This window comes from Fulvivirga sp. AWR4_260 (assembly GCF_056158185.1).
This window is the reverse complement of the sequence record NZ_JBSWSU010000015.1, coordinates 3,665,497-3,681,852: the sequence shown is the minus strand read 5'-3', so window position 1 is coordinate 3,681,852 and position 16,356 is coordinate 3,665,497. Positions and strand designations below refer to the sequence as shown.

The following is a 16,356-nucleotide window of genomic DNA, read 5'->3' as shown; positions in this document are numbered from 1 at the left end:
GAAGATATACCTTTAGCCAAGCTTAAAGTACAGGCGCCAACGTGCTGTAACGATACGGAGAGAAAGTAGACTTTATAGAACATCAGATTTAGGTTTAGGTGTATAGGTTTCTTAATATTTTTTTTAACTCATATATAAATTTGTCTTTTTTTAAGTTATTGATTACTTGGTGTTTATGGTTTATTGAGATTCAATATAATACATTTTTTTATTCTGGTTGATTAAATTTTATAATATTAATAATCGATTTAGCTACTGAAATACTCATGAATATTCAAAATGAAATATTATGACTATTTAATGATCTTAAATTCAGGAAGTATTGAATTTTTACCAGCTGGAGAGATGAGCAATAACCAGATATGTTGAACAAAAAAATAGGCAAAGCATTTCCATATCTGGTACCCCTCGGAAATTCAGATATTTCATTGCTTTGCCTTACCCAACTATTGCTTTTAAAGCAGCTCAAATATAAGTGCTTAAGTTCGTTATTTATACTAAAATCTAGTTTACCTATACAATTTTTGCATATTGTCATCATTTTTAGGGCTATGGTTAAGGGCTTTGCCTTATTGGTGTCGTATGTAAGCATATAATTGTATGGGTTTGTTAGATTTAGCATTTCTACTGAGAGACTATAACAAGTTTGGCTTTGCCCATCTATAATTTTATTAAGCTCGTTATAGTCTCTCAGTATTATCATGGTAAGTCTATTCTTAAATTCAGCTTATTGCTTTAGAAATTTGTGCATCTTGTTATTGTCACTATCTGTTTTTAAAAAATATACTCCTGGTTTTAAACTGCTAATGTCAATTTGGTTGTATTCATTTTTACTTTGAAATATCAAATTGCCAGAAAGATCAAAAATACTCACTGGTCTTCCTGCCGCTATTCCTTTTAACTTCAGCTGTTTGTTTGCAGGGTTGGGGTATATGATTTCATCTTCTGCTAAAGCAATATTTGGCATTGTTTTTTTTGCGGCACTGCCAGAAACGGGTTCTAATGCCCATTGAGCACCTAGGTCTGTGCCGTTACCTCTTTGCATTAGATATGCGCCAGAACTGCTATTTTGCCAGCTGATTTCAAGAGCCAAACCACTGTGCTTAGCTATTAGGCTATAGTAGCCATTGCCAGCATCCATCATTATGAATTTTTGATTGTCAGTTCCATAATAGGTCCATTGTACTATTTCGGCACCATTTCTTTTATCTATGGTATACACATCCAAAGAAAGGTTACTGGTAGCATTAGTAATTTTGTAAGTGCCAGGTTCTACTTCTTCTAAAACAAAGGTTTGGTTAGTGCCTCCTGAGTATGGCCATTGTACAAACTTTCCTCCTTCTTCGGTGCTACTATACCATAGCTCTAGGTATAAGTTGCTGAATCTGTTTTTTAAATGATATGTGCCAGAAAGACCTGTTACTCCTAAATTGGTGATTTGAGCAGACTTAGAGACATCATTGAAGTTGTTGAATACCAAGCATGCGCTTTCATTTCCTATAGTTAAATCATTGCCTCCGAAATTATCTTCTGAGAAAAGCTTTAAGTTATAACCTTTTCTGACCCTTGCCGAAGAGATGTCGTTGGTAGCAATACCAGCTTCATTTAATTGTGATAAATTATAATTACCGCCTGTAAGGAATTTTTCATATCCGCTATAGCCGCAGTCTTGGTACAGTGCCACCACGCCATCGGAGAGGTTAGGGGAGATGTGGTTTTTCATAACAGTGGCAAAATCGGCTCCCATTCTTAAATATCCATCGCTATAATAGTGGTACCCGTCAGTGCTGTAGCCATTGGTATCAAAAGTATACACATTGTTTTTGTTGTTGGCCAGGTTGATTTCGGCATTTCTCACCGTTTGGTGGTAGGGCCAGGCATTTGTTGCATCAATCATACCTATAACAAAAGGTAGGTTGGGCGTATTGAATTCATTTCTTATGTCATCAATAAAATAGTTTAAATTGCTTTCGTAGTCATTGGCTCTTTGTGTGGTTTCGGCATCCGATTCACCTTGCATCCAGCACATGCCTTCGATAGTAACGATGTCGTATTGGCCTTTTAGCTCATTAATAGCTTGATTAGCTTGCTGCACAAATTGGTTGTATAAATCACCTTGGTTGGCGTTTCTGCCTGCTGAAGGTGAGCGCCATTGGTCATAAAGGTTTGTGCCTGGCCATGAGCCTTTGATAATAGCAATATTTTCGCCAGGGTAGTAGCGAGCGATGTCGTACGCAAATGTAAGTTCAGGACCGAAACTATCGGTATTAGCTCCTAAACCGGGTCTAACAGGCCCCCAGTTAAACGTATTGTTTCCAAAAACTTTGATTTGAACGTTTTGGCTTTGCTTCAATAGCTCGGGTAAGTTAGATGCTCCGCCTGTCCAACCTACCATGTTAGACTGACCTCCGAGTAAAAATACTTTTACCTCACTTAATTCTACATTGGTTTGACTAGCGATCTGAAACCAGTTGATATTTACTCCTCCTGTTTGAGCAAAGATGCCGAAATCATAAGTTCCTGCATCAATATATACTGATTGAGTAACGGTGGTCCAGTTTTGCCAACCACCAGTGGTAGGTATATTTACATTTCCTAATACGATGGATCCTGCATTAAGGTCTAAGCTTAACTGCGCGCCACCAGTTTCACTAGCTACACGGTAAGAAATGACGTAATAACCTGAAGAGGGGATGTTGATGCCACTGTAAGCCATCCAGTCGCCTGTGTCAATATAGCCTACGTTCTGACCTTCACTTACATCAGTTGTATTTTCAAGTTCCACCCCCGACATGCTGCTGAAGCTTTCAGCTTCTATTTTTTGAGAAAATACATCTTCACTCACTTCTAATATAAAAGTGGCTTGGCTTTGGCATCCATTGGCATTAGTAAACGTAACAGTGTATACTCCAGCTTGGCTGGGCTGTATGTTAGAAAGTGATAATTGTCTTGAAGCACTGCTGAATCCGTTTGGGCCAGCCCATGACCAGTTGCCTATAGCTGCCGAAGCGCTTATTTCTACGTTTTGCCCTTTAAAAGCGGTAGCCTCTGCCACGTTATTCCATGCCCCACCGGCCACTGATGCTTGTAAGGTAATTTCAGAAGGAGCACAAGTGAAATTACTGGCGAATAATTCTAGCTCCGAAATTTGCGTTAGGTTGCCGCTATTGTTGCTGATATTTAACCTGTAGAAACTATAACTGGCTGCATTGTTAAAAGAGAAGGTTCTCTTTTGAAATCGATAAGAGAAATCCTCACCAGTGCGGGTATCAAGGTTGGTCCAGTTTGTGCCATCATTAGAGCCTTGCAAGGTCCAGTTTAATGGGTCTCTTTCATCTGCATCGTTAGCGCTGGTGATAGAGTAACTTGTAACGTTATAAGGGCTTGAGGCCTCATATTGTATCCAGCCTCCGTTAGTAAGCATTAAAAATTTAGTGCCCGGGTTGTTGTCAATCAAATTGGTGTAGTCTTCACCAGCAGGGGCATCAGGGAACTCTACAGTAAGATTGCCTCCTAAGTCAGTAATATCTTTACCTGCAATTATTAAAGAAGAAACCTTATCGTTCCAGTCGCCTAACCAGCCTGTTGGGGTGGTGTAAGTAGCACTTTCACCTGTGAAATCAGCATTGTCATATACTGTAATTTCGTAACCCGGAGGCACAGAAATGGAAGTAAGGTCATTGTCATTTACGCCCAAGGCTTTTAACTGCTCTGCAGTGTAGTTTCCCGGTGTTAACTGTATGCTGTAGCCTCCAAAGTTGATGTCTTGGTAAACAATTACTTTATCAGCAGAAGCCGCTGCTTCTAAAAGCATAACGCCACTTTGCTCGGTAGAGTATGTTAAGTAATCACCATCATTAGGGCGAGCATTCCATACTGGCCCTACCAATTTATCAGCTCTTGTACCTTGACTGAGTAAGATTTGAGCATTATACTTTATTAGGTCGAAATATTCTTTTCTGGTAGCCGCATCAATGTTGGTTTCTCTGGCAAGTTGAACCAAGCATCTGATAAAAATACCTTTGAATAACCCGCCATCTTTCTGGCCACTTTCATTGGTGAAAAGTACATTATTCACCAGTCGGTAATTTTTTACATACTGCATGCAACCTAGCGCATCGTTTAAATAAGTTTGATTGCCAGTTACTTTATAAAGCTCTACACTGGCAGCCATATACATGCCTACGTTGTAGCTGAATATCCAATCAGGATTAGTGTTGGTCTCATTGGTAACAGGGTTGTATGAGTCAAACACACCGCCAGTTACAGGGTCTATAAGTTTAGATTTTACATATGCATGTATTTGCTGTGCGGTTTGTAATTTATCATCACCGCCTCTTAGTCTGTACAGTTTTGCAGCTATAAACGCAGCAGGGGAGTTGGATATGGCATTTTTGCATTCGGGATGGCAACCCTTGTTCCAGGTGACAGCACCAAAATATTCAGGACTAATGCCTGTTTTTATATCTTCCCACAGTAATGAAGCTATGTCAAAATACTGATTGTCACCGGTAGCTTCATATGCTTTAAGACTGGCCATGGATAGCCATTCCATGTCGTCATAAAAATCGTTGATGTAACCTCCGCCATGTTGAATTTTAATGCCTTCGGTTATTCTCTTCATTCTTTCGAGGTAAACCGAGCTTCTGGTTCTGATATATCCATCAGTGAGCATGTCTAATGCATTGGCATTCCACCAATAGTTGAAGCCGGTATAGCCTTGGTTATCTTCTATGAAATAGTTGCCATTAGAAGAAATGTAGGCATTATACGATGCCTGTTGTAAATCTTCCGCAGCCTGGCTATAAAGTGTCGATTGGGCTCGCGCGTTTGTAAATACACCAGAAAATAACCATACTATAAGCATGACCATCTGGCAAGGGTTGGGTTTTAGGTTTGACATTTAGGTTTGTTTATTGGTTTAAAAAGTGGCCCCGGAGGGCCACCGTATGCTATTCCTTCATAAATTTTGCTATTGTAGTGCTAGTGCCTTCCATTTTTATAATGTAAATACCTGGTTTTAGATTACTTACATCTACAGAAGCAGCACTTCCTGTATTTTTGAATTCTTTTACCCTTATACCTGTAAGAGTAAATATGGAGATAGATTTAATCTCTTTTTCTGCATTAATTTTTAATAAATTATGAACAGGGTTAGGGTAGATGCTGATTTCTGCTTCACTTCCGTTCATATTAACTTTACTAGTCAGGTTGTTAGCTTTGGTAAATCTTAGCCAGTTTAGGTTCCAACCTCCAGTAGAGGCATATACCCCTAGGCTATAGGTACCTGCTTCAACCGTAATTTGGTTTGTAACTGTTTGCCAAACTTGCCATCCGCCTGTAGCGGGTACATTTACAGTCCCTAACGATATGCTTCCTGCATCAAGGTCTAGTGAGAGTTGAGCATTGCCTGATTCGCTGGCTACACGGTACTCTACGTTGTATGTGCCTGATGAAGGGAAGGTGATGTTAGCGTATGATAACCAGTCGGTAGCTTCAACATAACCAATATTCTGGCCTCCTTCACTACAGTTTTCTACTTGTATACCACCCATGTTAGTATAGTCTTCTGCTTCTATGAATATTTCACTTGCAGTAGGCGGATTAGGTGTGTTTTTGTTTCCGTAAACCTCTAATTCGTAAAGAGAGTATCCCCATTCACTACCTCTGGCGGTTCCATATAACCTCACAAACTGCCCAGCTCCTGATAGATTAGTGATTACGTCTTCGTTACCATTGCCTGCTGAGGTTTGATAAATAGTGGTCCATGGTCCGTTGGCGCTGCTAGCCACCTGAATTTGGTAGGCTGATCCATATGCTGCTTCCCACTTCAGTGTAATGCCCTCTATGTTGTATGTATCTTCTAGGTTAACGTAAATCCATTGAGGATCGGAATATGTACTAGCCCAACGAGTAGTGCTATTGCCGTCTGTAGCATAGCTAGCGGGGAAATCAGCAGTCTCGGTAGATGAAGCATAAGTAGGTTTTCCTATGGCAATGTTGCTGCCGTTAGTGCTACTTTTTACTGTTACGCTTACTATTGAAGATGTAGTGGTGGCTCCATCATTATCGGTAGCTTTTGCCGTTAATGAGTAAGTGCCTGCACTTAAGTTGCTCAAATTGGCAGTATATGGCGCAGTGTTGTCAGTGCTAATTAATTGACCACCGTTATAAAAGGCTACTTGGTTGATGCTACCATCAGTATCAGAAGCGTTGGCAGTGATGTTAATAGTGGCAGGTGCGCCATATTCACTGTTGTTTGATGGAGACGTTATAACCACAGAAGGTGCCGCATTGGGATCTACAGAGAATACATCACCTCTAATATTTCTTCTTTGAATACCTTGAGACCTATAATCATTCACTAAACTAGCTACCTGAGTAGGGTTTAGTTCTAGGTTTTTGTAGAAAAGTACCCAGTCTACATCCATAGTTGTAGTGCGGTTGGCTGTGCTGCTACCTATAACATTATTCCAAACCCAATTGGCAAATGCTATTTGCATAGGGTTACGAGGGTAAACAGAGGTGCCATCATTGTCAGTGGTAGCCATAGATCCCATGTACTGGTCATCTATCCAATATTTTACATTTACACCATCAGTGCATGACACAGTGAAAATGTGCCAGCCTTCATAAGATTGAGTATATGAGAAATAACGTTTCCATGCTTGCCAAGGGTCTGCAATGTACCTGTTCCATGAAGTTAAGTACATTACTTGATCATCAGTACTGATGCCCCATTTGTCGGCAGCCATATATTCAAAGTCCAGTTCGCTGTACCTTGAGCCATCGGTACCCAAAGAGCTACTTACGATGGTGAAAAAGGTCTGAATATTAGCGTCTTTGTATTGGTAAGGAAGATCAGTGAAGTATACCCTAGAGGAGTAAGTGCCTTCAAAGTATTCAAAACCTTCTGTTTCTATTCTAGAATGCGTTATCGCTCGCGACTGCCCATTTACTGTGGTGCTTAGTGTCATTAGCTTATTTTGACTGTTAGCAGGGTCTGCGATAAAATTTATATTGTTACTGGTATATTGACCACCAGAGGGAGGTCCACTAATACCATTTATTATTCTCCATTTATTGAATGATGATAAGGCAGCATCGTTAGTGCCAGAATAATTAAAATCATCAAACATGATAGTTTGCGCCCACACTATTTGTCCTGTAAATAGTAGTATGGCGCATAAAATTAAGCGCAGTTTAGTGTTGAATGTTGAGTTGTTCATTGTACAAATGGGTTAGGGATGTTTAAAATGGCAATGCATGAAGTGTGCTTAGAATTATTATTCCATGCAGGAGTAGCTATGCACAACGGCTTAGCTAATGACTTCATAATTGAATTAAATAGAATCATATAAAAACTTATTTGGTTACAGTAGTTTGTAATAGGTTTCAAGGCTTATATGATACGTGCCATTATTTTGTTTAAAAGAGGTGATGGAGCCTAATATTCGGTACTTACCGTGAACAACCAATTCATAAATATTAGAGAATGGCTCCATCACAAATCTTTAGGTTTAGTTGTTATTGGTTAAAGATTTACAACCCTTGTTTTGCACAAAGACTTATGCCATAGGCATAAGTTAATTTCTTCTGTAGCCATATTGCAGGCATTTAGGTATTAAGGTTTATTTGTGAGTAATGTGAATTAATCAGCAGCTGATTCTTAATGCTGTTAGTCACATGTCTGCTGATATTTAAGTGAGATTTTTCTTGCCAGCTGAAGAGGGTAGGGGCCGGTATATCTCCTTATAATGCTTTATAGAATTATATAACATGGGGCAGGGTGTAGGTTGGTGTGAAAGGGAAAATAGGCCCGATTTAAATCGGGCCTAAAAAGGATATATTACTTCTTGATAAATCTTTGGATAACTTGAGTATCGCCTTTATTGATGCGGATAATGTAGATATCAGCAGGTAAGTTAGATACGTCAACAGATTTGCCATTAAATTTGCTGCTATACACTTCTTTACCTGTTTTGTCGATGATGCTTAAAGAAGCACCTTCTAAATCAGCACCTTTTACTGTTACAGTTTCTGTAGCAGGGTTAGGGTATACGGCTACTTCGTTAGCTTTTTCAGCTACTTCAACAGCAGCAGTTCTTGCTCCGGCACCAACTTTGGTGATTTTTAACCAGTTGATGTTCCATCCGCCATTTTGAGCGTATAAACCTAAGTTTTGTGTTCCTGCAGCAGGGATGTTTACAGTGTGAGACACGGTAGTCCATGTTTGCCATCCGCCAGTAGCAGGTACATTTACAGTTCCTAATACAGTGGCTCCAGCATTAAGGTCAGCAGAAATTACTCCACCACCAGTTTCGCTAGCTACTCTATATTCAATTTTGTAAGATCCGCTAGAAGGGAAGTCTATAGCAGTGTAAGCCATCCAGTCACCAGTTTCGATGTAACCAACGCTTTCTCCACCTTCAGAGCAAGCTTCTTTTTCAACACCTGACATAGAACCATAGCTCTCTGCCTCGATAGTCTTAGACCAGCTGTTGCCACCACCTACAGCAACTAATTGCCAGTGTGCACATAATTGTCCATTGTCATCATACTGACCAATGTTTGCTCCAGCCTCTAAGCTAGCATAAGCTACTTCAAGGATTCTTCCACTGTGAACAGCTCTAAGCTTGTAGTAACCATTACCAGCATCTTCAATTTTGAATTTTTGGTTGTCTCCACCTGCATATTCCCACTGGTGTAGGTTAGCAAAGTTAGCAGTGCTTGCGCCATCGATGTCAGCAACTTTTCCTGTTTTCACACAAGTCATAGTGTAAATACCAGAAGATACTTCGTTTAACACGAATTGCTGATTAGTGCTTCCAGTAGCATTCCACTGTAAGATGTTAGTTCCGTTAGCAGTATTACCGTTTTCGGCAACATCCATAACTAAACCACTTTGTCTGTTTTTTAAAGTATAAGTACCGCTAAGACCAGTTACACCATTACCACCTGTTGGAGGGTTAGGGTCAGTTGGGTCTAAACCTGCGAAACCTCCGATAGTAATTTTGATGCTTGAAGGAGCAGGAGTGTGTATTGTAGCTGATTGATCAAATACATCATCATAAGCAAAAGTATAAGTTTTGCTGTCTACACTGATATCATTTCTGTGGAAGAATGCTGAATACCAGTTGTAAGGCCATGTTTGGTAATATTTAGAAACATCACCGAAGTCTTGTAACACACCAGAAGGCACGTTTAAGTCAAGCGCGTGTCTTGTAATAGCTGCTACAAACTGAGCTTGAACAACTTTGTCAGCTTCAGAACCAGTAGCTAAGTTACCACTACCTTCCATAGCTTCTTCTGTGCTAGGCTTTCCAGGTATAGTAGCTACCTGTCCATCTCTATCTCTAGTGAATACGAACGCATCACCTTGAACTCTACCTCTCCAAGTACCAGCTTGTCCTGAATAGAATACCAATTCATCGCTTCTATACTTGTTCCAAATGTCGTTGATGTATCCATCAAAGAAGTTTTTAGGGAAGTTAGGGTTTTTAGCAGGGAATTGGATCATTCCTTCGCTCTCGTTTAAAATACCACTAAACTCAGCAGGTGCTGTAGCTTTCCACTCGTTGATTATTTCTTGGTGTGTTTTTAATTCACCTACTCTTTTGTAGAAATTGTCACCCCAAACTTCAAGACCCATTGGGTACTGGTAGTTATCTACTCTAGATGTGTTACACCACAATCCGTATTGGTTATAAGTAAGCTCTACGATGTCATACTTAATACCTTGGTTAGGATCTGTAGGGTTTTCTAAAGCAGGAGCAGAATATCCTTGCACTGCACCAGAGTGACCGAAGAAATACAAGAATAATTGGCTTTGGAAAGAGATTAAGATTCTACATCCAGCAATTTGAGGGATGTTGATAGTGCGGTTAGGTATTTCGCTTAGTCTTCTAAAACAGTTAGCATACATGGCGTTATTACCCGGACCTTTGTTACCTCCAATAACGGGCCCTTGCACCGTGTTATAAGAAGGATCCATAGGACGTACTTGGCCATTAGTAGGGTCTACCCATACGTGGCCATCAGTGATTCCTACGATAGCTACATAAACCTGATCATCAGGATATGGCGAACGGTTAGTGATCTCGTACGGCAGCGTTTGTGCAAATACCGATGAAGAGATTAGGCTCAGCATAAAACATGCTGCAACCAGTAGACGGCTTTTTTTGAAAGCCTGGTTTACAAGTTTTAAATACTTCATTTTAGGTTTAAGTTGTTTATAAAAAATTGGTTGAACTTTAAAATTGGGTTTGGTTTGGGTTTTCCCTTCTTTTTCATGAGTAATATTTATTTTAAAAATTAACAATAGTACGCTTGAAAGAAGCTTGATTGTGAGATTAGACTAAAGCCCATCTACACAATCAAGCAGAAGGTATAGGTTGATTGTAAATCTTGGTTATGAAATATTATAATATCGAAGTGATATATCGCGTTTATATAGGGGCAAGCCGATAGACAGAAAATTAGTAATTGATGATTTCATATAGCGTTGGGTTTGGTTGAAAATCATATTACGAATATTGTATATTATTCCTTTTTATCGAAATATATATATACTACAAATACACATCACTATATATTAATTTAACTCAACAAAACTACATCGATTTAGCTAAAAAACGCTTTATAGTTTCAATTAGGGCTGTTTTTTATTTTCCTTCCTTTTTCTTTTTTTATTTTTTTTCCGCCAGAAAGAATACATCAATTGATATGAAATGAATCGAAAAAAGATTTTTTGATCAGAGAAAAACTGCGAATTTATTGGTGGGTGACTTTTGTGATTTTGTACGATTCGAAGTACGATAATATCACTTGATTTAGATAATTCCTTGTGATTTCTTATTTGAATCCAATGAGATTACTGCGAAATACAAGTATGTGTTTATAGTTATTGTAAATTGAATTTTTCCACTAAACAATGCTTAATATATCAATTCACGGGCAAATAGTGATCGTATAATGTAGATGTCAAGCTAGGGGCTAAACTTTTGTTTGTTAGATGGGGTATTTAATTGACTAATCGTCTTAATTATTGAATTAAAGGCTATTGTAGATAAACTGTTATATGTTTGTTATATCAGTGATAGGCACTTGTTATATGCTGAAATTAGATATCACCTGCTTAAATTTCTACCTTGGTGCTATCATTTATTCATTTAATAAATAAGCGAAATACGATTGTCTGTAGGTGGCTATTGAATGTAATAAACAATATAATAAATAACGGATATGTGGCCAGGTTAAAAGGCATACAAAGCTCCGCTTTTATATGGTATTACAAAGAGGTAGCTCAGTATTTTTTTGATATTGATTTTGCTCATGCCGTATGAAAGCGATTCTTAGCTTTTTCCTTAAAACATATACTACTGTTAAATAATGTATTACCCGGTACATTTTGAATTTTTATTTTAATCTAAACCCAACTCAATGAAAAGACGCATTACTCAAAAAATGTTAATGTTGGCCATTGCTGTGTTTGGGCTGAGCTATGCAGCTCCGCTCTGGGCACAAGATCCTATTTGGTCAGATGAATTTGATGGTACTTCTATTGATAAGTCCATATGGAGTTATAATGTAGGAGGTGATGGAAATGGCAATGGTGAGTTACAATACTACACCGCGGCCAGTGAAAATTCTTATCTCGAAGATGGAAACCTTATAATAGAAGCTAGGAAGGAAAATTATGAAGGCAAGCAATTTACATCTGCCAGATTACGTACTTTAGGTCGTTTTGCTTTTAAATATGGCACATTGGAGGCAAAGATTAAGCTTCCTGATTTGGCTAACGGGCTATGGCCTGCATTTTGGCTTATGGGCAATAACTTTGGAGAAGTGGGCTGGCCTCAGTGTGGTGAAATAGACATCTTAGAGGCCGGTTTTAAAGATGCCATTGATCAAGGAACTGTTAACAGATCAGTGTCTGCTGCCACTCATTGGTGGCATGAGTCTGGTGACTGGGGAGATTGGCTGCAGGCAGATTATTCTGAAGCCACAACTATTGATGGCAACTTCTACGATGATTATCATACTTATAAGCTTGATTGGACCCCCGAGCAACTTCAAATCTCTGTAGATGATAATCCTTATCTTACTCTGGATATTACAGATCCTAACTTATCAGAATTTAATAAGCCGGCTTATATCTTATTAAACTTGGCCGTAGGAGGGTTCAATTTTGTTGAAATTACAGATCCGGCTCAGATTACAGCGCCTTTTCCTGCGCGTATGATGGTCGATTATGTTCGTTTATATGAAAATGACTTTACTGAAATTACTTTAGGAGCCGAAATGGCCCATAGAGGTAATTATGGAATATTTACTGAAACCACAGAGGTAAATGAGTCTTTAAATTTTGGTGCCAGCAGCACTCATTTATATGTGTGGAATAATATGGAAACAAGTACTACCGCTCCTGCTGAAGGTGGCGATGTGCTTAGTTATACTGTAGCGCCCGGTGCTTGGTGGGGTATGGGTATTAACTGTGCTGACCAAAACATGGAATATTATAAAAATGGGTACTTGCACTTTCAGTGTAAAACCACTTATTCAGGAACCATCAACGTAAGTATCTCCAGTACAGGAGCTGATGGATCGGGTGTGGATTTGATAGAAGGTGGTGAGCAGTATGGCTTGGAGCGTGATGGCCAATGGCATGAAGTAGCTATTCCATTATATAAATTCTCTAATGTTGATTTTACAACGGTTAAAATGCCTTTTGCTGTAAGTGGAGGTGATCCTGGTGCTGCTATGGATATCGCTTTTGATGATATTTATTGGTCAGAAAGTATTGCTATTCCTACTCCTGAGTATGGTAATTATGCTGTGTACTCTGAAGACCCGGCTAATTCTACTGCAGGTTCTTTTGGGTTTGGCGTAAGTGGAGATCTTTTTGTTTGGGAAAATACATTAGAATTTACGGATGTAACTCCTGCAGAAGGTAACTCTGCATTATCATTTAAATCAACAGGTGCAGGCTGGTATGGTTTAGGATTAACCGCAAGAGTACCTCATAACTTATCTGCTTTTAATAATGAAGATGGCGCATTGCACTTTGCTATGAAAACCAGCGCTAATGTTGATTTTAGAGTAGGTTTAAAAAGTGGTAATGTAGATGGTGTGGGGCAAAAATGGATTTGGTTCAGAAATGGCAATGACCCTTACGGTTTTGTTAGAGATGGACAATGGCATGAGATTGTAATACCAATAGCAGACATAGCAAGCGATGTTGACTTAATGAATGTAACTCAGATGTTCCAATTATTAGGTACAACCGAAATCAGCGACATTGCTTTTGATAATATTTATTTTTCTGGAGGTAAGGCAGCAGAAGATCCAGGCTCTAATGAAACGCCTATAAATAGAGCACCTTCTGCAGCTATTACAGCCTCTGTGTCAGGAGGGCCGGCTCCACTAAATGTTATGTTCGATGCTAGTCAGTCGTTTGATGTAAATGGTGATGAGCTTACCTATAACTGGATTTTCGGAGATGGAACTGTAGGCTCAGGAGCCGTAGTATCGCATACTTATACTCAAAATGGAAGTTACGAGGTTGCTTTAACCGTTTCTGATGGCTCGTTATCTGATGTGGCTAATTATACCATTTTTGTAAACGATAATTTTGGGAGCACAAAAAGTGCAAAGAGGGGGCTTAGTAATGAGCGTTTCTCTGAGGCAGATATGGCAGCACTTGCGCCTGGTATGTCATGGTGGTATAACTGGGGCACGCAGCCAGAGCAATCGGTTTCTGATGTGCACCTAAACTACGGAGTTGATTTTGTGCCTATGGCATGGGACGAAAGAGCTAATGATCAGCAGATCATCGATTGGTTGCAAAATCACCCTGAAGCAAAATATATTTTAGGTTGGAATGAGCCTAACTTTATAGATCAGGCAGCATTGACTCCTTCAGAGGCTGCAGCGGAATGGCCGAGATTAGAAGCCATTGCTGAGCAGTTTAACCTGGAAATTGTAAGCCCTGCTATGAACTATTGTGGTAACTGTGTGTCAGAAAACGGTACTACTTATTACGATCCTATAGAATATATGGATGATTTCTTCGAGGTTTGTCCTGATTGTAAGGTAGATGCAATAGCTATTCACTCTTATATGGGTACTGTAGGTGCTTTTGAGTGGTATGTGGACTTGTTTAAGAAGTATGACAGGCCTATTTGGGTAACGGAGTTTTGTAATTGGGAGAATGACCCTACTTACGAAGATCAGAAGCGTTTCATGATTCATGCAGTGGATTATTTAGAAAATGATCCTGATGTAGCGAAATATGCTTGGTTTATCGGTCGTCATCAAGGTGCTCCATATATGAGCTTGCTAGAGCAGCAATCTGGGGTGCTTACTGAGCTAGGTCAAATGTATATCAATATGCCAGTCCATGATCCTTCAGTATATTATAATGTACCGGGGTTAATTGAAGCTGAGCAATATGCCACTATGAACGGTGTGCGTCCTGAAGAAACTCAAGATGTGAACGGTTTCCTTGATATAGCTGAAATTGAGTCTGGAGACTGGACAGAGTATCGTTTGAATGCAGAGCAATCTGGCAGTTATAATGTAAGCTTAAGAGTGAAAAGTGCTACGGGAGGAACAATAAATGTGTTGGTGGATGGAGCTCAGCTAGCTGCATTTAATGTGTCAGAAAGCACAGATTATATCAATGTAGACGCCAATGTGGATTTAGCTAATGGCAACCACACCTTAAGGTTAGTGTATGCGCAAGGTAGTTTCAATGTTAATACTATCAACTTTACGCAAGGTGGAGATAATGGTAATAGTGCTCCAATAGCTAATTTTACCAGTAATGTAACTAGTGGAACATCTCCATTGAATGTGAGTTTTGATGCTTCAACTTCTACTGATGCTGATGGCGATGCACTTACATATTCATGGGATTTTGGTGATGGCCAAACAGCTACAGGTGTTAATGCATCCCACACATTTACTGCTGTAGGCGTATATCAAGTGGTGCTGACTGTTAATGATGGTGCTGCCTCTACCACTAAGCAGCTAGAGATAACTGTAAATGATTCTTCTACGCCAATAGGTGATAACTTAGCCTTAAACAAAGCAGTTACTTCATCTACTAATGACGGTGGATATATCGCTGAAAATGTTAATGATGGTGATGCCGGATCAAGATGGGCAAGTACAGCAGAGAGTCCTAGTTGGGTTAAAGTTGATCTTGCAGGTACATACTCACTAAACGCTGCTGTATTAAACTGGGAAAGAGCTAGCGCAGAAAGCTACTTAGTGATGATTTCATCAGTAAATAGTATTCCAGACCCGAACAGTGCTGATTGGACAGTGGTAGCGAGTAAAACTGGAATGGAAGATGTTGCTAGAGTTGATGAACTTGAAATAAGTGCTTCGGGCAGATACTTAGCTGTATATGCTACCAATAAACTTCATCCTTGGGGGTACTCATTATGGGAGCTGGAAGTTTACGGAGAGGAAACTCAAGTTGCTGTTTGTGGAGATACAAATATAGCATTGAATAAAGCAGCAGCGTCATCATCTATTGAAGGAGGAATGCCTGCGGCCAGTGCTTTTGATGGTGATGGAGGAACAAGATGGGGAAGTGGATTCTCTGATGATGAATGGGTAAGAGTTGATCTTGGTGCAGCATATAATGTATGTGAAGTAATCTTAACTTGGGAAGCTGCCTATGGTACTGCTTATGAAATAAGATTAGGTAACTCTACTGATATTAATGCTTCATCGGTAATTGCTACAGTCACAAATAGTGATGGAGGGCAAGATCTTGTAGATACAGATAACAGTGTTTCGGGGCGTTATTTATGGATGAAGGGAATATCAAGAGCTACAGGTTATGGTTATTCATTATGGGAGATGGAAGTGCATGGAGCTTTAGCTTCTGGTGCTGCGCGCATCGGTAATGAAATATCATTCACTCAGGAAGTGAGTGTATATCCTAATCCAGTATATAAAACACTTAATATTTTATTGCCATCAGTGAAGGCTGGAGATCAGATCCAAATCACTTCACTAACAGGAAAAGAAGTAATTACACGAGCAATTGATTCTGCGGAACTTTCAATTGACGTAGCAGATTTGACTCCCGGAGTTTACTTGTTAAAAGTGACTGGGGCTCAAAAGAAGATCGTTAGGTTTATCAAACGATAATCAATGAATAAAAGGTGGGCGATACGTCCTGCCTGCCTTTTATTTCTACACAAAGAAAAATACCCTTTATAAAATCGCATTTGTACTGAAATCAGATAAGTCATTTAACTGATCCTGATATTTCTATATCCTTAATTTTCAGTCATTTAAACTTCTGTGGTTTAATTTATGTGAATTGTTGGTGTA

Annotated in this window: 4 protein-coding genes; 1 reads left to right on the top strand and 3 read right to left on the bottom strand. The window is 39.3% G+C overall.

The window, feature by feature from the left end; translation table 11 throughout:
- Nucleotides 1-727: 727 nt before the first annotated feature.
- The 3 genes from ACXACQ_RS21485 to ACXACQ_RS21475 form a co-directional block, all read right to left on the bottom strand.
- The gene (locus ACXACQ_RS21485) at nucleotides 728-4,903 is read right to left on the bottom strand and encodes a sialate O-acetylesterase (RefSeq protein WP_474978060.1); all 4,176 of its coding nucleotides are present in this window, start codon (nucleotides 4,901-4,903) and stop codon (nucleotides 728-730) included.
- A gap of 49 nt (nucleotides 4,904-4,952) precedes the next feature.
- Nucleotides 4,953-7,229: a carbohydrate-binding protein gene (locus ACXACQ_RS21480; protein ID WP_474978059.1), complete on the bottom strand. Its 2,277-nt coding sequence runs from the start codon at nucleotides 7,227-7,229 to the stop codon at nucleotides 4,953-4,955.
- A gap of 620 nt (nucleotides 7,230-7,849) precedes the next feature.
- Nucleotides 7,850-10,216: a beta-1,3-glucanase family protein gene (locus ACXACQ_RS21475; protein ID WP_474978058.1), complete on the bottom strand. Its 2,367-nt coding sequence runs from the start codon at nucleotides 10,214-10,216 to the stop codon at nucleotides 7,850-7,852.
- A gap of 1,226 nt (nucleotides 10,217-11,442) precedes the next feature.
- Here ACXACQ_RS21475 and ACXACQ_RS21470 point away from each other — a divergent pair.
- Complete coding sequence (locus ACXACQ_RS21470) at nucleotides 11,443-16,170, top strand: glycosyl hydrolase (protein WP_474978057.1); 4,728 nt, start codon at nucleotides 11,443-11,445, stop codon at nucleotides 16,168-16,170.
- Nucleotides 16,171-16,356 lie beyond the last annotated feature (186 nt).

What these genes read in the sequence shown, in the direction of transcription:
- ACXACQ_RS21475 (WP_474978058.1), bottom strand. Translation starts at nt 10,216, where the DNA reads ATGAAGTATTTAAAACTTGTAAACCAGGCTTTCAAAAAAAGCCGTCTA.
- ACXACQ_RS21470 (WP_474978057.1), top strand. Translation starts at nt 11,443, where the DNA reads ATGAAAAGACGCATTACTCAAAAAATGTTAATGTTGGCCATTGCTGTG.
- ACXACQ_RS21480 (WP_474978059.1), bottom strand. Translation starts at nt 7,229, where the DNA reads ATGAACAACTCAACATTCAACACTAAACTGCGCTTAATTTTATGCGCC.
- ACXACQ_RS21485 (WP_474978060.1), bottom strand. Translation starts at nt 4,903, where the DNA reads ATGTCAAACCTAAAACCCAACCCTTGCCAGATGGTCATGCTTATAGTA.